Here is a 16611-nt window from a genome sequence, read left to right on the forward strand (position 1 = left end):
CCGAAGAGGCCGTCGAGGGGGCGTTTGTCGATGTGGTGTGGCGGTGGCCCGGAGGGGGTCAGCGGTGGCCGGGTCGGTTTGAGCGCATCTGCCACTGGGTCATCGCGCCGAAGGCCAGAACGTTGGCTCGGCGGGTGGTGAAGCGCGAGGTCAGGGTCATCACCCAGTTGAAGGTGCCGGAGACGACGCTGGGCGGAGGGTTGCGCCGGTCCAGCGTGCGCAGTGCGGTCGTGACCACCTGACTCGGCGTCTGCAGCCGGACGCCGCGGGCCATGTCGTCGGAGCCGGCCGTGTCGAAGAACTCGGTGCGGGTCGGACCCGGGGAGAGAGCGAGCACGCGCAGCCCGGTCCCTCGCGATTCCTGCCACAGCGCTTCGGTGAAGCTCAGCACGAAGGCCTTGGTCGCCCCGTAGACGGCGGCGTTCGGCCATGGCTGGTACCCGAGGGAGCTGGCGACGTTGACCAGGACGCCGGTCAGCTGGCCGATGAACGCCCTGGTGACGTCGACCAGGCCGGCCACGTTCAGGCCGATCTCCTGCTGGACGCGCGCCGGGTCCTCCTGGCGGAACGGGCTGTGGGTGCCGAAGCCGGCGTTGTTGACGAGGCTGGTGACGGTGATGCCACGCCGGGCCACCTCCTTGGCCAGCGCTTCGCCCCCGGCCGGCACGGTGAGGTCGAACGGCACCGTCGTGACGGTGACCTGGTGCTTCGCGGACAGCTCGTCGGCCAGGGCCTGAAGTCGGTCCGCGCGGCGGGCGACCAGCACGAGGTCCGAGCCGCGCTCGGCGAACTGGCGGGCGAACTCCGCGCCGAGTCCGGCACTCGCCCCGGTGATCAATGTGGTCTGGGTACGGTAGTCGATCTTGTTCATGGCGGTCGGGGACACGGCGCCCTCGCAGGTACCTCTTCCCCTTCTCCTTTCAATCCTTGCGACGGTCGGCGACCGTCATCGCGTGCTCATCCGTTGCCGAGGCGGGCTCGGAGCCCGCCTGGGCGATGGTCGTGACGTTCGAGGTGTCCCCGGTGACGAGAACGAGGTCGTGATCAGCCATCGAGGGCCTCGTTGCGGAGGTGTGTGCCTCGGCCATGCCCGGGTGGCTTTATTCACGAGTCGTGGGCTCTGTCACAGATCTTGGGGACCGGTCGCAGAGGGTTACTGAAGCAGAATCAATTTGCGGAGTAGTTCGAATCCGGCGCGTCCGTAGAGCTGCCTTTTGATCTTTTTGATGCGGTTCACGGCGCCTTCGGTGCCGCCGGAGTTCCAGTGCAGGGTGAGTCCGGCGGTCACGGCGTCGAAGTCGCGGTGAAGGTGAAGCGCGAAGCCGGTGAGGCCGGGGAGTTGGCTGTCGTCGACGGCGTCGATCCAGGCGGGGAGTGTGTGGCCGAGGCGGTTGGTGAGGATCTCGCCGAAGGCGTGGACGTGTCCGGCGGCGGCGTCCAGTTCGGGGCAACGGGCCAGGACGTTCTTCAGCGCGGTGCGCTCTTCCTCGCTCAGGGCGGCGGGGTGGCGGGTGAGCCACCCGGTGACCTGGCGGACCGTGGGTGGTGGAGGAGGTGCTGTCGCCGGCGCGGCGCGCAGGGTGGCGATGTAGGCGCGGACCATCTGGTAGGTGACCGGGGCGTTCTGGTCGAGGAGTTCGCGGTGCAGGCGGGTGACGTTCGTGCATCCTGCGGCGAAGCGCTGTTCCAGGTAGGGCTTGTAGGGGTCGAGCCGGGTGGGGCGGGGCCGGTTCTCGCGGAGGGTGTCCTGCCAGTGCGGGACGCGTGCGTAGCGCAGGACGGTGTTGAGGCTCCAGCCCAGGTGTCGGGCGATCGCCCGGCGTGAGTGGCCCTGGTCGAGGAGTTCGTGGACGAGGGCGTGTGCTGCTTTCTTGCGCCGGGCCCGGCGCCCGTCAGGGTCGGGTCCGGCGGGCGCCGGGGTGTCACCGGGTGATTCAGCTTCCTTTTTGGGCACAGGAGTTGGAGCATTCAGGCATGAGCGGTGGGCCGCGACGCAGGTCTCGACCGCCCGGCCGATGCCCTGCCACAGGTGGAAGCGGTCCGCGACCTGGATCGCGTCCGGGGCGCCGATCCTCGCGCCTTCCGCGTAGGCACCGGCCCGGTCGCGGCAGATGATCTCCACGCCTGGATGGGCGGCCAGCCATCCGGCCAGCGGACCGGAGTCCCGGGTCGGGAGCACATCGATCACGCGGTGGGTCTCTCCGCAGGTCAGGACGGTGGAGTAGGTCTGCCCCCGGCGGGTGGCGAAGTCGTCCACGCCGAGAACGCGTGGTGTCACGGGCTGGGGGTCGGGCAGTGCCATGACCCTGCGCAGCAAGGTCATCCGTCCGACGGGGAAACCGAGTTGGCCGGCCAGCCGGGCGCCGGCCCGCCCGGCGAGAGCGAGCCCGACCCGTTCCAGGACGTGGCCGAGTCGCGCGGTGAATCGTGCGTAGGGCGTGGTCAGCCGGGTGAACGGTTCGGCGAACGTGCGGCGCGGGCAGTCGGGTGCGGCACAGAGGAAACGGCGGACCGTCAGCAGGATCACGACGCTCTGCCCGGCCAGCGGTAGGTCCTTCAGCCTGCGGCGGTAGGAATCGTGCACCCGTGTGGAGAACCGGCCGCAGTCCGGACACACCGCGCCGTCCACCCGGCCTCTCGCCACGATGTCGACCGTGCCGAAAGCGACGGTCACCCCGACGACGTCCACGTTGTCGATCCCGTCGAACACCAGTGAGTCCCAGAACACCGTGTCGGCCTGCATGAACAGCACCGTCACCGACCACGGTCGACTCCGGCCGCGAGACAACACACCTGACGGAGCGTCAATCACGGCCGCCGGACAGAAAGGCGTACGCGGTCTCACTCAAATCCCGGTCTTCGCAATCGAACACCGAGGTCACCCTCTGCGACCGATCCCCAAGATCTGTGACAGAGCCCACTTGAAGTGAACGAAGCCACCCGGGCCGCTGCACGGGCGGTAGTGCGTCCTGGCGTTCGACGCCGCTCGGGGTGAACACCCTTTCCGCCGATCCTCTGACGGTCTCGCCGAACGGACGGCCGACTTGTGCAGGGGGTGCTGAGGAGCGGCGGGCGCCGGCGCTGCCTCCTTCACCGGAGGAGGAAGTTGAGGAGGGTTTCGGTGCGCTTGTTGAAGGGGGCGCGCAGCATGCGGGTGGCGTTCCAGCGGTCTTGTACGTAGATGCCCTTGGGGTGGCTGAGCGTGCGGAAGCCTTCGATGCCGTGGTACTTGCCCATCCCGCTGGCGCCGACGCCGCCGAAGGGGAGGTCGTCCTGGGCGACGTGCATGATGGTGCCGTTGACGGTGACGTTGCCGGAGGTCGTGCGGTCAAGGACCTTGCGCCGGTCGGGGCCGTTGTCGCCGAAGTAGTAGAGCGCGAGCGGCCGCGGTCGTGCGTTGACGTAGTCGATGGCGTCGTCGATGTCGCGGTAGCCGAAGACCGGCAGGATAGGGCCGAAGATCTCCTCGTGGGCGATGCGCATGTCGTCGGTGACGCCGAGCACGACGGTCGGCGCGAGGGTGTGCGGACGGCGGGCCGCGTCGCCCGGCCGGTGTCCGACCTCGACGATCCGCGCCCCGTGAGCGCGGGCGTCCTCTATCAGGCCGGTGAGGATCTTGTACTGCTTGTCGTCGATGATCGAGGTGTAGTCGTCGCTGGTGGGGCCGTCGGGGTAGGCAGTCTTCACCAGACGGTCGTAGGCGGCGATGAAGGCGTCGATCTCCGATTCGTGCACCAGGGCGTAGTCGGGGGCGATGCAGGTCTGCCCACCGCTGAGCAGCTTGCCGAAGACGATGTCGGACACGACCTGGTCCCGCACGTGTCCCTTGGCCACGATGGTCGGGGACTTGCCTCCGAGTTCCAGCGTGACGGGGACGAGGTGGTCGCCGGCCGCCTTCATCACGGCTCGCCCGACCTCGGTGCTGCCGGTGAAGACGAGATGGTCGAACGGCAGCGAGGAGAACGCGGAACCGTCGCCGCTGACCATCGTGACCTGCTCCGGCGGGAAGAGCTCGCTGAGCATCGACGCGAGCACCGCGTTCGTCGCCGGGGTCAGCTTCGACGGCTTGAGCATCACGCGGTTGCCGGCCGCGATCGCGGTGACCACAGGCATCAGCGACAGGTTGACCGGGTAGTTCCACGGCGAGATGACGCCGACCACGCCGAGCGGCTGGTATTCGATGCGGTTGCTGCCGTTACGCAGCAGCAGGTCGATGTGGCGGTGGGTCGGGCGCATGAACCGGCGAAGGTTGCGGTGCAGGTAGTCGATACCCTGCACGACGCCCACGACTTCCATCAACGCGGTCTCATGCCGCGAGCGGTGTCCGAAGTCGGCGTCGATCGCCTCCTCGATGGCGCCGCGCCGGGCGATCAGCGCCGCCTTGAACCTGCTCAGATCGCTGCGACGCGCCTCCAGGGAGGGCGCTCCGTCGCGGAGGTAGGCCGCGCGCTGCGTCTGGAGTATGTGATGGAAGCGCTCGGCGTCGGTGGGCTGATCAGTGATGTCGGTGATGGTCATGACGATGTTCCTCAGATGTTGATGAGGGCGGTGGGGACGCGGTGCTGGGGGCGCTGACGGCGGTCCATCCAGCCCATGAGCCGGACCATCGAGCGGCGCGACAGGAGCCTCCCGAGGAGAGCGACCGGCCGGCCGTTGGTGATCACCGACGGGGGTGCGGACCTGCGGTCGAGCGTGTCCAGGGCGATCTTCACGACCTGCTCGGGGGTTGCCCGCTTCGTGCCGTAGTCGGCGGAGCTGCCGGCGACGTCGTAGAACTCGGTCTTCGTGGCGCCGGGGTTCACGGCCAGGACGCGCAGGCCGGTGCCGCGGGCCTCCTCCCACAGCGATTCGGTGAAGTTGAGGACGAAGGCCTTGGTGGCGCCGTAGGTGCTCATGTAGGGGGTCGGCTGGAAGCCCAGCAGGCTGGCGACGTTGATCAGGAGGCCGGTGTCGGCGGAGGTCAGCGGGTCGATGTAGGCGCGGCTGAGGTCGACCAGCGCGCTGACGTTCAGCGCGATCATGCTCTGCAGGCGGTCGGGGTCCTCGTCGGTGAACGCGTCGTGGGTGCCGAAGCCGGCGTTGTTGACCAGCCCGGTGGCGTAGATGCCGCGGGACTCCAGTTCGGCGCGCAGCGTGCGGCCGGCGTCGGGCCGGCCGAGGTCGCGGGCGACGGCGGTCACCGTGACGCCGTGGGCGCGGGTGAGTTCGGCGGCCAGGCTCTCCAGCCGGTCCGCACGGCGGGCCACCAGTACGAGGTTCGCGCCGCGGCGGGCGAGCTGGCGGGCGAATTCGGCGCCGAGGCCGGAGCTGGCGCCGGTGACGATGACGGTCTGACGGCTGTAGTCGATGTCGCTCATGGCATTCACTCTACGCACGTCTTTGCACTGAGTGCAAGTGTCTGCATGGTGTGCAGTGACGTACCATCGGTGCATGACTCAGAAACCGGCCCCCATCCGGGAACAGACCCGCACCGTGGTCCGCTCCCTGCTCGCCCGCACGGCCATCGAACTGTTCGGCGCCAAGGGCTTCGACAACACGACCCTCGATGAGGTCGCCGCCGCCGCGGGCGTCTCCCGGCGGACCCTGTTCAACTACTTCCGCAACAAGGAAGACCTCGCGCTCAGCGGCCTGGACGAACAGGGCGAACTGATCGCCGCGCGCCTCGCCGAACGTCCGGCCGAGGAGGACGCCTGGACGGCGCTGCGCGCGGCGTTCCAGGTCCTCGAGGAGATCGACATGACAGCCGAAGGGCGCCTGGAGTTCATCACGCTGCTGTTCGGCAACGATTCCCTGCGTGCCGGACACGCCGAGAAGCAAGCCCGCTGGCAGGACCTGTTCGCACCGCACATCGAGCCGCGGCTGCCCGACTCCGACCGCCGCACCCTGCAGGCCCGCGCGATCGCAGCCGCAACGATCGTCTGCCTGCAGGCAGCCAACGAGGAATGGGTGCGCCTGGGCGGACAGGCCGACATGTTCGACCTCTACGACACCGCCGTGCAGGCCATCCGCCGCCCCACCTGACACCGGCCGCATCCGGCTCCACCACGCTCGTCGGCGTGGGAACCAGGGCCCGAACCGTCTGCCCCGTGCCAGCAGGACCGAACGATCCGGCCCCGTAGGCCGCGCGGCCAGAGGTCAGCCCTGGGCGGGTAGCCGCAGCGGCCGGTAGCCGTCGGCATCGAGCGTGGCCGGCTCGCCGTCAATGTCCACCGTGTGGGTGCCGTAAAACGAGCTGGGCCTCCGGGGCCGGCTCGTGCCGGTGGAGTTTCCGCGCCGTCGACCTGTAGCCCGCCGAGCGGGCCGCGCTCGACTAGGGGTGGCGGGGCCGCCGCGAGTAGGAGAGAACCGGGTCAGCGCGCTCGCAGGGTGTCGAAGCCGAGCGGCAGGAGGCTTACCACGCACGCAGGAACTCAGCGGCTCGAGTCCGGGTGCGGTTGCGTTGGCAGCGCTCGGACCGAGGAGGTGGTCTGGGACAGGGCGTGGAGCAACTGCCGGTTGTGCGCGGTCAGTTGGTTGACAGCGCGGACGAGGTGCTCGACGTCGGTCCGCAGCTGGGCCAGTTCGGTGGGGTCCTTGGCGCGGAGTTCCTTCAGCTTGACGATCTGCTGGCGCAGGCGGATCTCGGAGTGCGGCGTCTGCCCGCGTGCCGTGACCTGCGCGTAGAAGTCGTTCTTGAGCTCGAGGCGGCGCTGGGTGAGCGCGTTGCGTGGCACGCCGGCTTCCTGGGCCAGGGTGACGATCGTCAGCGCGCCGGTGGAGTGCTGCGCGGTTCCTTGGAGGATGCGGTCCATGGCCGCGCGGATACGGTCGCGTTCGTCGGGTGCGGGGCTCATGCGGTGCCGTCCTGGAGGCTGATGCGGGTGCGGTGGTGGGTGTCGGCGAGGTCGCGCGGCCGGGCGGCGTTGTCGCGCAGGCGCTCGCCCAGCGGACCAGGGACGCGGCCTGCCTGCTGGTCAAGCACGGTGGCGCGGCGACGGAGACCGGTGGCGTGCTGATCGGTGCGGGCAATGTTCGCGCAGGCGGGGACGCACTGGTCGAGGCTGGGGGTGCCCTTGAGACCGCGGTGGCACAGGGCCTTGTCGCGCCTGTAGACGCACATCAGCAGCGTGTGGGGATTGTCGTAGACGGCCAGGTGAGGGTTGGCGAGGATCTGTCGGGCCTGCCGTGCGGTGATGACGGTGCCGGTGTACTGGGGCGCGGTGGCGGCGGCCTTGAGGGCGCGGCGGGCGGCAGACCCGGAGATGCCGAGGTCACCGTGGAACCCCGCGGGCACAAGCCCTTGCGCTTCGTCTTCGATACCTCCGCGCTGCCCGCGCCCGGAGAGTTCGACGGCGACACCGTCCTCGGTCCGGACACCGAGCCGGGTCAGCGGGTGCTGCGCCTGCGGGGTTACGTGAACCGAGTGCGGGGTGTCTCCGAGGGAGCACAGCGGAAGATACAGATCGGCACCGAGTCCAGCGACGGCGCTGTCACCTGGTACGACGTCACCGCGGACAACGTACAGCTGACGTCCGACGGGCTGACCACCCCGGCCGTGACGGAGATCCGCCGCCGCAACGACACCGTACCGATCGGGGTGCGCGCACAAGACCGCACCGCGAAGAGCACTGCCGCGCCCACAACGCCTACGGCACTGCCGGACGAGCCCCTGGATCGCGGCAACGCTGCCTGGACCAGCTGGAGTCGGCAACCCGTGAGGGAGCAACCGAGGAGGAGAACGAACTGCTGCGCCTTCGCCGTGGCGTGGGCGTTCCGGCGGCCACGTCAGCCAGGTCTCGCCCCGCGAGGCCGACCCGCCTCTTCCCCTCTCTGGAAGGAGAGATGAGCCCGGCGGCCTTCAAGCCGTCATCCGGCGTACGTCCTGAAGGCCGAGCCTCGACCAACCGCCCGCCCGGACCGAAGCCATCCGACGGGGATTCCGCAGACCACGGCGCACAGGTTCCGGACAAGCTGAGTTCCGCTGCCGCTGCTGTGCGCGGCGCGCTCAAGAAGGCCGCCCGCAAGCAGCCATCGTCAGCTGGAGCGAGTTGCGACGCAGACTCGGTTCGGCGCTGCCCCGCATGACCGTTCGCCGACCAGGCCGGCATCCGTTCCGATCAGGTCACCGCTCTCACCTGGTCCGCACATGGCTGGCCCACCACGCCGACAGGATCGAGCTGTACTTCCGGCCCTCGTACTCGCCCGAACTGAACCCCGACGAACTCGTCAACGCCGACCCCAAACGAGGCCTGCCATGAGCAGCAGGGCCCGCAACCAGGCCCACCTCGCAGCCGAGATCCGCAGGTTCTTCCACCACCACCACCACCGCCAGCGCCAGCGCCAGCCGCACATCGTCCGCGGCTACTTCGGCGGCCCCCATGTCCGCTACACCCTCGAAGAGAACTCTTTTGAGTTTCTGATCGACACTGCGTCACCTGGCCTGACGAGGGAATCTTCGCCCAGCTCAACTACGACCTCACCGGGCTCGCCCGCGTGAAGGAAGGCCGCAAGCCCGAGCCCACCGCCTCTGTCATCGACCCCCAGAGCGTCAAGACCTCCACCGACGTACCTCTGGCCGGCCAGGGAACCGGTGCCGCGAAGAAGATCGCCGGCAGGAAACGGGGGATCCTGACCGACACGATGGGAATACGCCTCCTCGACAAAGCGAAACAGACCTACCCGACCATCGCGAAAATCTGGTCGACACCGGCTTCAAGAACGCAGTCGTCGAGCACGGCGCCACCCTTGGAATCGACGTCGAGGTCGTCAACAGAAACCCCGAGAAGCGCGGCTTTCATGTCGTGAAAAGGCGCTGGATGGCAGAGCAGCATCGGGTGGATCATGATGCACCGCCGCCTCGCCCGCGACTACGAGACCCTCACCACCAGCTCCGCGGCAATGATCCACATCACCTCGATCAACAACCTTGCCAAGCGCATAACGGACGAGACCATCCCGACCCGGCGAGGAACTCAACAGGAGGCAAGGGGCAATCTTCCTGGATCAAACGCCTTCTTAGAGGTTTTCTGCAAACGGCGACCTGCGAGAAAATGACTTCCGGGCCTGTCGCAGAACTCTCGGAACTGGTCATTTCTGCGAGAGCACAGCGTAGCGGCGTCAGCCAAGGGGGATGCCATGCCGGGGCGCCGGTGATCCGATCTCGCCCACCCGCTTGCGGGCGCCGCAAGGGTGGCCGGGTTACAGCGAACCGATACCGATGACCTATACTTAAGTTTCCATGGAATATAATTCTCGGGAAGATGAATCATGGCTGATCTGAAGATGCTGTACCGGGAGCTGGTCTCGCTGGAGATCGAGCTGTGGAACGGCATCGAGGCGCGGTTGCGGGCGGAGTTCGACCTGCCGCTGACGTCGTTCGAGGTGCTGCATCTGTTGCTGCGTCGGCCGGGGCGGCGGATCCAGGACATCGCCGAGGAGTTCTCGATCACGGTGGGCGGGACGAGCAAGGTGGTGGACCGGCTGGAGGTGGCGGGTCTGTGTGAGCGGCGCGCAAATCCGAACGACCGGCGTTCCTCGATCGTCGATCTGACGGCCGAGGGGCGCAAGCTGGCGGACGGAGCGGTGAAGGTGTTCGAGGACGAGCTGGAGCTGCGGATCGGGTCAGTGATTCCGGAGCGATCCGTGCGGGAGGTGACCGAGGTCCTCGGTACGCTGCGGGAGGCTGGCCGTGCTCTGGATGCGGAGCGGAAGGCCGCGGGTCAGGCGCCGGTGCCGGCGATGCGGGCGCCGAAGCAGCCCGGCCGGTCGACGCCGTGAGCCGCAGCGCCCGTGGTCGTTCAGTCGGAGATGCCGTTGTAGGCGATGACTTTGTCGATGTGGGCGCGGACGAGGAGGTTGCCGGGGCCGCCGTTGCGGGCGGCGTACTCCTCGGTGCGGTCCTCGCCCATGTAGCGGGCGCCGAGGAGGCCGCCCCAGTGCAGCATCTGGTCGGGGGGCTCGGAGGTCTCGGCGCGTCCTTGGAGGATGACGAACGCATACGGGGGGTGGTCGTCGTCGACGCAGAGGGCGAAGCGTCCGTCGCGGGTGAGGTTGCGGCCCTTGACGCCGTCCTTCTCGGTGGTGAGCACGATGTCGTCGCCGTCGAGGAGGAACCAGACCGGGGTGACGTGCGGGCTGCCGTCGGCCCGGACGGTGGACAGTTTGCCGGTGCGGGTGCCGTGCGTGACGAACGCCCGCCACTGTTCGTCGGTCATCTTCCGCATGCGATGCCCTTTCGAGAGCGATGCCGGGCGTACGAGGGGGTCAGCTGCCTCAGTTGCCCCAGAAGGCGTCTTCGGCGTTCTGGTCGCCGGAGAAGAGCCACATCTCGGTGATCTTGCCGCCTGTGATGCGCAGGAGGTCGACGCCGTCCATGGCCATGGACGCATCGCCGCGGCGGCCGGTGAAGTGGATGGCGGCGGCGACCAGGTCGCCGTTGCCCATGAGGGAGTGGATCTTGTCGATGGCGAAGGTGCCCTGGCTGGCCTCCATCATGCCGCCGAGCATCTGGAAGACGGCGCCCTGGCCCCTGTGGTCGCCGGAGAACCGGTTCGTGCCGGGCTGGTGCCAGACGATCTGCTCGTCGAGGAGGTCGCCGAGGGCGGCCATGTCCCCGTTCTGCACGGCCTGGAAGTAGGCGCGGGCGAGGTCGAGGTTGCTGGTGGTCATCGTGGTCTCCGTGGGATCGGGTCGGGTCTTTATCGGGCGAAGTCGAGGCGGTCGGCGAGGCCGGCCTCGGTGAAGGCGGCCTGGATCTCGGGACGGCCTTCCTGGAAGTGGGCCCAGCTGTCGTAGTGGGCGGGGACGACGCGACGGGCGCCGAGCGTCTTGGCGGCCTCGGCGCCCAGGGCACTGTCGAGGGTGAGCAGGGCGCCGTCGAAGGCGAAGGGCATACGGGCGCCGCCGAGGAAGAGGATCGCGGTGTCGACGGGTGCGAACTTCTCGGCGATCTCCTTGACGTGCTCCATGGCGGCGTTGTCGCCGCTGACGTACACGGAGGGCAGGTCGTCGGAGGTGAGCATGAAGCCGACGACGTCACCGGAGATCGGCTCGCAGCCCACGGGGCCGTGGCGGGCGGGTACGCCGGTGACGGTCACGGTGCCGCCGTCGGGCCGTTTGAGCTCGGCGGTCTCCCAGAAGGCGAGGCCATGGGCGTTGCCGCGCAGGCGGCCGGCGCCGCTTTCGGTGGTGAAGACGACCGGGACCTCGGCCAGCAGGGCCCGGCCGGCGTTGTCGAGATTGTCGTCGTGTGTGTCATGGGAGAGCAGGACGGCGTCGATGCGGCCGAGGTCTGCGGCGGTGACCGGCGAGGGCTCGGTCTTGACGAGCTTGTGGTCGCCCGGGAAGGGCATGAGGTACTCGCCGGGCGGGTCGAAGGTCGGGTCGGTGACGAACCTGAGCCCGCCGTACTCGAACAGGACGGTGGGGCCGCCGTAGACGCGGACGGGGATCTTCTCGCTGGTGGCGCCGGGGCCGGACATCGGGGAACCTCTCGGTCGGGGAACGGTGGCACGTAGCCCTGCGGTGCGCTCCCAGGCAGGGCGAAAGGGGGCTCAGGTGTTACGGGGCTGCCCGGCCCCCCAGAAGGCGGCGACCGCGGGCGGCCGACGGGGCCCGTGGGCGGGCTTACGGGGCGGGTACGGAGAAGACGCCGAAGTGGTTACCGGCAGTGTCCTCCAGCCGGGCGAAGGTGAGGCCCGCGGAGTCGGAGAGCGGTTCCATGAGGACCTTGGCGCCCAGCTCCCGGGCGCGCTCGACGGTCGCGGCTACGTCCTGGACCAGGACGTAGAAGATCGCGTAGTTGGGGAAGGCACCCTCCGACTCCCACACGCCGCCGGTCGGTTGCTGGGCACCCGGGGTCATGACGGAGTGGTAGGTCACGCCGGGGGTGTTGGTGTTGAGGACGTACTTCCAGTCGAAGAGCTCGCCGTAGAACTCCTTGACCTTCTCGGGCTGGTCGGTACCGAACTCGAACCAGGCGACCGAGTTGAAGGCGGGAACGGTCATGACACGCACTCCTTACTCCCAAAAGGGAAGAAATGTGACTCCGTGAGGCAGGGCAGACACAGGCGGTAACCGCCGCTTCGCGGGAGGCTCACGGAAGGGCCGCGGGACCCATGAAGGAGCGGCGGACGCCGGAGCCCTGCCCGATCTCCAGGAAACCATTTCCATTCCATGGAAGCAACTTCCGTGGATTATTGTTCCTCATGTGCGGGTTCGGCGGCCTTCGGCCGGCCCTCGGACACAGGAACCCGGCCCGTCACGGGTGGCGGGTCAACAGGAAGGAAGGACGCCATGGAGCCGATCGAGATCGAGGCGAAGACCCTCATCCAGAAGTCGAAGACCCCGTCGAACGACTACGTCATCAACCCCTATACCGGCTGCGTGCTGGGCTGCGCGTACTGCTTCGCCAGCTTCGCCGGGCGCCAGTTCGGCCGTTCGGTCAAGGAGTGGGGCGACTACCTGTACGTGAAGAAGAACGCGGTCGAGCTCGCCCGCAAGGAGCTGGCCAAGATGCCCGAGGACAAGCGCCGGGGCACGATGCTGCTCAGCTCGGTCACCGACCCCTACCAGGGCCACGAGACGAAGTACCGGCTCACCCGCGGCATCCTGCGCGAACTGAAAGCGGTCGAGTACCCGGGCCTGGTCCGCATCCTGACCAAGTCACCCGTCGTCACCCGCGACATCGACCTGCTCACCAGCCTGCCCCGCGCCGAGGTCGGCATGACGGTCACCAGCACCGACGACAAGGTCAGCCGCTGGCTGGAGGTCCGCGCCCCGCTCGCCTCCCGCCGCCTGCGCACCCTCGCCGAGCTGAAGGGCGCCGGCATCCACACCTACGCCTTCGTCGGCCCGCTCCTGCCCCACTTCGCCACCCATCCCGAGCTCCTCGACGAACTCTTCGCCCGGCTCGTCGAGGCGGGCGTCGACGAGGTGTTCATGGAGCACATCAACCTCAAGCGGTACATCCGCGAGCGCATGGACCAAGTCCTCGCCGACCAGCCCGAGGACGTCCGCGAGGCGTACGTCCAGGCACGGACGAAGGAGCACCGCGAGCAGCTCGACGTGATCGTGGCGGAGCTGCTGGACAAGCACGGGCTGCGGCTGCGGTTCGAGGAGGTCGTCCATCACGACGACAACGACGCCCTGCGCCAGCGGCTCGACTCCCCGTCCTGACCGTGCCGCCCTGCGGGGTGCGTGTCAGGCGGTGACGTCGGCCTCGGGGTCCGGCACCGCCATGGCCCAGGTCCCCATGGCCTCCAGGACCTCGCGCAGCCCCTCCCCGAGAGGGGTCAGCGCATACTCGACGCGCGGCGGGACCTCCGCGTAGGTCGTGCGGGTGACGATGCCGTGCCGCTCGAACTGGCGCAGGCGACTGGTCAAGGTGTGGGGGCTGATGCCGGGCAGAGCCTCGCGCAGCTGGTTGAAGCGGTGAGGTCCGTGCAGCAGCTCGCGCACGATCAGGGTCGCCCACGGGCCGTTGAGCAGCGTGAGGAACCGGGCGACACCGCACTCGGGCAGACAGGGATCGGTCACGATTTTCACCGTACCCCATTAGTGCAGTTGATGTAACTGGTGCATCGTGTGCACTAATGGCGCCATGACCTACGTGATTCACGGCGCCACCGGCGCCCAGGGTGCCCCCGTCGTCGCCGCGCTCGCCGCCGCGGGCAAGACCGTCACCGCTGTGACCCGCAACCCCGACGCCGTCGTGCCCGGCGCCCAGCGCGTCGTGACCGCCGCCTACTCCTCCGCCGCCGACCTGACCGACGCCTACCGAGGCGCCGAGGGCGTCTTCGTCCACCTGCCGGTGGCCTCGGAGGAGGACCGTCAGACCTACGCCCGCAACATCCTCATCGCCGTCCGGGAGGCCAGGCCGGACCGCGTGGTGTTCTCCACCAGCGGCTTCCCCGTCGATCCCGCCATCGGCGGCGCCGCTGCGACCCTCGCCGCCGGCCTGGCCGAGGCCGGCGTGTCCCACGCGGTGATCGCGCCCGAGCTGTACCTGGAGAACCTGCTCATGCCGTACGTCATCGACTCGGTCCGCGAGCGGGGGGTCCTGCCCTATCCGATCCGGGGCGACTTCCCCGTCTCCTGGGCCTCCCACCTGGACATCGCGGACGCCGCCCTCGCCCTGTTCGACCGCGGGGATGTCACCGGCGTCGTCCCTGTCGGCCAGTACCCGGCCATGACCGGACCTGATCTGGCTGAGGCGTTCGCCGCCCGGCTCGGACGGGACGTGGTGTTCGAGCCGATCACTCCCGAGGAGTTCCGTACCTCGGTCGCGCCCGTGATCGGGGAGGGCGCGGCCGCCGATGTCGCGGGGGCCTACCAGGCGATGAGCACCATGCCGGGCCGGCCGATCACGCCGGAGACCTCCGCCGAGAAGCTGCTGGGCGTCACCCCCCGGACCACCGGCCAGTGGCTGGCCGACATCGGCCTTTGACCACAGCTCGGTCGCCCCGGCCGAGTGGCGGGGACGGCATGCCGCCTACTCCATGGACGGCCCGCCAGAGCCGACTGGGAGAAGCTGCCGCGCGAGCACGCCGGTCCCGACGTACTCGTCGTCCGCCCCCGCCAGAACGCCGTCCTCGCCGCAGGGGATCACCACGTTCCGCTGTTCTGAACTGCGCGAACGGGCCCGTGGAGGGCGTCGGGCTGCTGCGGCACTGGCCAGTCCTCCGCTCCGCCCCCCTCCTCGTCGTCCAGCCCGGCCGCGTCCGGGTCTCGCAGCGGTCGCAGCCTTCCGTCGTCGGGGGTGGAGGCGGTGAAGCTGTAGCGCCCCAGCACGTTGAGGTTCCTGTACTTCAGCGGCGACAGGCGGGCGACGTCCTCGTCGCGGATCTCGTGGCCCTCGGCGCGCAGCTGGGCGACGGCGGCGTCGATGTACTTCGTGGTCCACAGCACGACGGCGTTGAGGACCAGGCCGAGTGAGCCGAGCTGGTCCTCCATGCCGTCCCGGTACGCCTGGTGGATGGTGCCGCGCTTGCCGTGGCACACGTCCCGGGCGAGCTTGTGGCGGGACTCCTGCACGGTGAACTGCCGGTTCATCCGGCGGCGGTAGGTGTCGTCGACCGGGTCGACCACGACAAGCAGGTGGCGGGTTTTGGCGATCCGCTCGTACTCGGCGAACGCCTGCCCCAGCGGGGTCGGGCGGCCCTCGCGGCCGAGCATCCGCAGCAGGTCGTACGCGCGGACCTGGTTGGTGACCAGGGAACCGGCCACCCGCAGCATGTCCGGCCAGTGCGTGATCACCTTGTTCAGGTTGATCCGGTTGCGGGCGATGTCCTCCAGCGGCCCGTACGTGCCGGTCTCCGCCCCGGGCATCGTCGCCCGCCAGAACCGCTGGTCGTCCAGGTCCCGACCGATTCCGTTTCGATTCGCCCGCACCATCGCCGCCAACTGCCTCGACCGGTCCGCACCAATCCGCAGCTCCTTCCGCAACGACTCAGCAGAAACCGGACGTTGATGCAGTTCTCTACGCTGATCATCCACACGCCGAGCACGATCCAGCAGCGGATCTCCCAGAGACCCTCACCATCGCCGGCTCCGGTATCACCCTCCCCTGCATCGAACCGGACCCTTGCTCCCCTGCCGGTGTGCCAACAACTCCACCGACAGCAGCAACGCGACCGGCGGCCAGCAGGAACGCCAACCACACGACGTACCGCACCCGACGACCACCCCCGGACGGCTTCAGCGGACCAGCCGTCGCCGGCAACAGCAGCCCGTCGGCCGACAGCGGACAACGACGCGCTCACCTCATCCGCACCGCCCCGAAGAGCGAACTCCCGCTGGTGAACGTACGAGGCGTACGCCGCCACCCCCGCGACCAACAGCGCACACCCACGCCGCAACCACACATCGAGATCGACAGGCCTGTGCTCCAGGGGCGGCGCAGCCCTCACCTCCGAGCCGCCCATCACACTGCCCCGCCCCACGCCGCAGGACGGAACCGCCCCTCCACCACAAGCCTCCCGACAGGGAACCGCTGGTCAGCCCTGCAACCATCTGTACGCGCCCCTGCCAGGTCGTCGCTTGCGTTCACCCCGGCCGGCTTCGCCGCGTTCACGAGGTACGTCTCAGGACTCAACACCTGATTCCACTAGCCAAAAGACCAGGCCCGCTGCCCTTCACGTCGGACGCTTGGGGTAGCGGGCCGTCTCGTAGTCATATGCATCGAGTCAGCAGTTCCTGCCTCGTTTCATCGGCAGCGGGAAGGGGGCGCCTTCCCCTCATGAGACCTGCTCTCCAGTTCTGTATGACTCGGCCTCCGCCTTCGAGCGGGGTATCCGATGGCGCCAGCTGTCGCGGGCGACGACACGGCGGCCTCGGTGATGTCCCCCGGCACGCAGTTCAGCCGGGCCGAACCGGCGACGTCCGGGTCCTGCTCGCGGATCCGGGACCGCACCCGCTCGTCCGCCTGCGCGACCGTGGGCGCCCGTACCACACAGACGATCTCCCGGTCCTTACGGCGCAGCAGCGACGCGCAGAGCCTGGAACCCAGGAAGCCGGTCGCTCCGGTGAGAAGCACTGACATCGCGGACGCCTTTCCCGCTTCCGCGCAGTGCTCCGGTTCACGGCCAAGAGCGTGCCGACGACGGTGGTGCTCGTCGAAGGAAGCCCGGAGAC

General features: G+C 68.9%; 19 protein-coding genes and 2 pseudogenes. 7 read left to right on the forward strand and 14 right to left on the reverse strand.

Going from position 1 to position 16611, the window contains the following annotated elements; all coding sequences use genetic code 11:
• Window positions 1-58 precede the first annotated feature (58 nt).
• The 5 genes from IAG44_RS04715 to IAG44_RS04730 all read right to left on the reverse strand — a co-directional run bounded on the left by IAG44_RS04715 (window position 59) and on the right by IAG44_RS04730 (window position 5357).
• Window positions 59-871 carry an SDR family NAD(P)-dependent oxidoreductase gene (locus IAG44_RS04715; RefSeq protein WP_187752504.1) on the reverse strand — a complete coding sequence of 271 codons (813 nt, stop codon included), beginning with the start codon at window positions 869-871 and terminating at the stop codon, window positions 59-61.
• Between the two features lie 49 nt (window positions 872-920).
• Complete coding sequence (locus IAG44_RS44195; RefSeq protein ID WP_281404273.1) at window positions 921-1052, reverse strand: hypothetical protein; 132 nt, start codon at window positions 1050-1052, stop codon at window positions 921-923.
• Between the two features lie 101 nt (window positions 1053-1153).
• On the reverse strand, window positions 1154-2743 hold the full coding sequence (locus tag IAG44_RS04720; protein WP_246561491.1) for an ISL3 family transposase: 1590 nt from the start codon (window positions 2741-2743) through the stop codon (window positions 1154-1156).
• Between the two features lie 347 nt (window positions 2744-3090).
• A complete protein-coding gene (locus tag IAG44_RS04725) occupies window positions 3091-4518 on the reverse strand; it encodes a coniferyl aldehyde dehydrogenase (protein WP_187745867.1) in 1428 nt (475 codons plus the stop codon).
• An 11-nt stretch (window positions 4519-4529) separates the two neighbouring features.
• The gene (locus tag IAG44_RS04730) at window positions 4530-5357 is read right to left on the reverse strand and encodes an SDR family NAD(P)-dependent oxidoreductase (protein WP_187745868.1); all 828 of its coding nucleotides are present in this window, start codon (window positions 5355-5357) and stop codon (window positions 4530-4532) included.
• A 73-nt stretch (window positions 5358-5430) separates the two neighbouring features.
• Here IAG44_RS04730 and IAG44_RS04735 point away from each other — a divergent pair, with 73 nt between their 5' ends.
• Window positions 5431-6021 carry a TetR family transcriptional regulator gene (locus IAG44_RS04735; protein ID WP_187745869.1) on the forward strand — a complete coding sequence of 197 codons (591 nt, stop codon included), beginning with the start codon at window positions 5431-5433 and terminating at the stop codon, window positions 6019-6021.
• A gap of 389 nt (window positions 6022-6410) precedes the next feature.
• Here IAG44_RS04735 and IAG44_RS04740 read toward each other — a convergent pair whose 3' ends face one another.
• Window positions 6411-6833, reverse strand: a complete 423-nt coding sequence (locus IAG44_RS04740) for a hypothetical protein (RefSeq protein ID WP_223006777.1) — start codon at window positions 6831-6833, stop codon at window positions 6411-6413.
• A complete protein-coding gene (locus IAG44_RS04745; RefSeq protein WP_223006778.1) occupies window positions 6830-7273 on the reverse strand; it encodes a hypothetical protein in 444 nt (147 codons plus the stop codon). The genes IAG44_RS04740 and IAG44_RS04745 overlap by 4 nt, the downstream gene beginning before the upstream one ends.
• A 787-nt stretch (window positions 7274-8060) precedes the next feature.
• Between IAG44_RS04745 and IAG44_RS44695 the strand changes: the two genes are divergently transcribed.
• The 4 genes and pseudogenes from IAG44_RS44695 to IAG44_RS04760 all read left to right on the forward strand — a co-directional run bounded on the left by IAG44_RS44695 (window position 8061) and on the right by IAG44_RS04760 (window position 9756).
• Window positions 8061-8237 (forward strand): transposase, encoded by a 177-nt coding sequence (locus IAG44_RS44695; RefSeq protein WP_425508419.1) that lies wholly within the window; start codon window positions 8061-8063, stop codon window positions 8235-8237.
• The gene (locus IAG44_RS44700) at window positions 8234-8476 is read left to right on the forward strand and encodes a hypothetical protein (protein WP_425508420.1); all 243 of its coding nucleotides are present in this window, start codon (window positions 8234-8236) and stop codon (window positions 8474-8476) included. Before IAG44_RS44695 ends, IAG44_RS44700 begins: the two co-directional genes overlap by 4 nt.
• Window positions 8416-8952, forward strand: a pseudogene (locus IAG44_RS04755) (transposase); the annotation flags it as partial. The gene IAG44_RS44700 and the pseudogene IAG44_RS04755, both read left to right, overlap by 61 nt.
• A gap of 294 nt (window positions 8953-9246) precedes the next feature.
• The gene (locus IAG44_RS04760; protein WP_187745870.1) at window positions 9247-9756 is read left to right on the forward strand and encodes a MarR family winged helix-turn-helix transcriptional regulator; all 510 of its coding nucleotides are present in this window, start codon (window positions 9247-9249) and stop codon (window positions 9754-9756) included.
• A gap of 20 nt (window positions 9757-9776) precedes the next feature.
• On the opposite strand, the gene IAG44_RS04765 is transcribed toward IAG44_RS04760, so the two are convergent.
• The 4 genes from IAG44_RS04765 to IAG44_RS04780 form a co-directional block, all read right to left on the reverse strand.
• Complete coding sequence (locus IAG44_RS04765) at window positions 9777-10202, reverse strand: PPOX class F420-dependent oxidoreductase (protein WP_187745871.1); 426 nt, start codon at window positions 10200-10202, stop codon at window positions 9777-9779.
• Between the two features lie 49 nt (window positions 10203-10251).
• Entirely contained in the window at window positions 10252-10647 is a 396-nt protein-coding gene (locus tag IAG44_RS04770; protein ID WP_187745872.1) for a nuclear transport factor 2 family protein, read from the reverse strand.
• A gap of 29 nt (window positions 10648-10676) precedes the next feature.
• Window positions 10677-11459 (reverse strand): MBL fold metallo-hydrolase, encoded by a 783-nt coding sequence (locus IAG44_RS04775; protein ID WP_187745873.1) that lies wholly within the window; start codon window positions 11457-11459, stop codon window positions 10677-10679.
• 145 nt (window positions 11460-11604) lie between these two features.
• Entirely contained in the window at window positions 11605-11985 is a 381-nt protein-coding gene (locus IAG44_RS04780) for a VOC family protein (RefSeq protein ID WP_187745874.1), read from the reverse strand.
• Window positions 11986-12273: 288 nt separating this feature from the next.
• On the opposite strand from IAG44_RS04780, the gene IAG44_RS04785 reads away from it, so the two are divergent.
• Window positions 12274-13155: an SPL family radical SAM protein gene (locus IAG44_RS04785; protein WP_187745875.1), complete on the forward strand. Its 882-nt coding sequence runs from the start codon at window positions 12274-12276 to the stop codon at window positions 13153-13155.
• 24 nt (window positions 13156-13179) lie between these two features.
• On the opposite strand, the gene IAG44_RS04790 is transcribed toward IAG44_RS04785, so the two are convergent.
• A complete protein-coding gene (locus IAG44_RS04790; protein WP_187745876.1) occupies window positions 13180-13515 on the reverse strand; it encodes a winged helix-turn-helix transcriptional regulator in 336 nt (111 codons plus the stop codon).
• A 64-nt stretch (window positions 13516-13579) separates the two neighbouring features.
• On the opposite strand from IAG44_RS04790, the gene IAG44_RS04795 reads away from it, so the two are divergent.
• Entirely contained in the window at window positions 13580-14425 is an 846-nt protein-coding gene (locus tag IAG44_RS04795; RefSeq protein ID WP_187745877.1) for an NmrA family NAD(P)-binding protein, read from the forward strand.
• Window positions 14426-14682: 257 nt separating this feature from the next.
• On the opposite strand, the pseudogene IAG44_RS04800 reads toward IAG44_RS04795, so the two are convergent.
• Together IAG44_RS04800 and IAG44_RS04805 are read right to left on the reverse strand one after the other, a co-directional pair.
• Window positions 14683-15339: pseudogene (locus IAG44_RS04800) on the reverse strand (Tn3 family transposase); the annotation flags it as partial.
• A gap of 844 nt (window positions 15340-16183) precedes the next feature.
• Window positions 16184-16519 (reverse strand): SDR family oxidoreductase, encoded by a 336-nt coding sequence (locus tag IAG44_RS04805; RefSeq protein WP_187745878.1) that lies wholly within the window; start codon window positions 16517-16519, stop codon window positions 16184-16186.
• Between the last annotated feature and the right edge of the window lie 92 nt (window positions 16520-16611).

The sequence above is a fragment of the Streptomyces roseirectus genome, assembly GCF_014489635.1.
Lineage (GTDB): Bacteria > Actinomycetota > Actinomycetes > Streptomycetales > Streptomycetaceae > Streptomyces > Streptomyces roseirectus.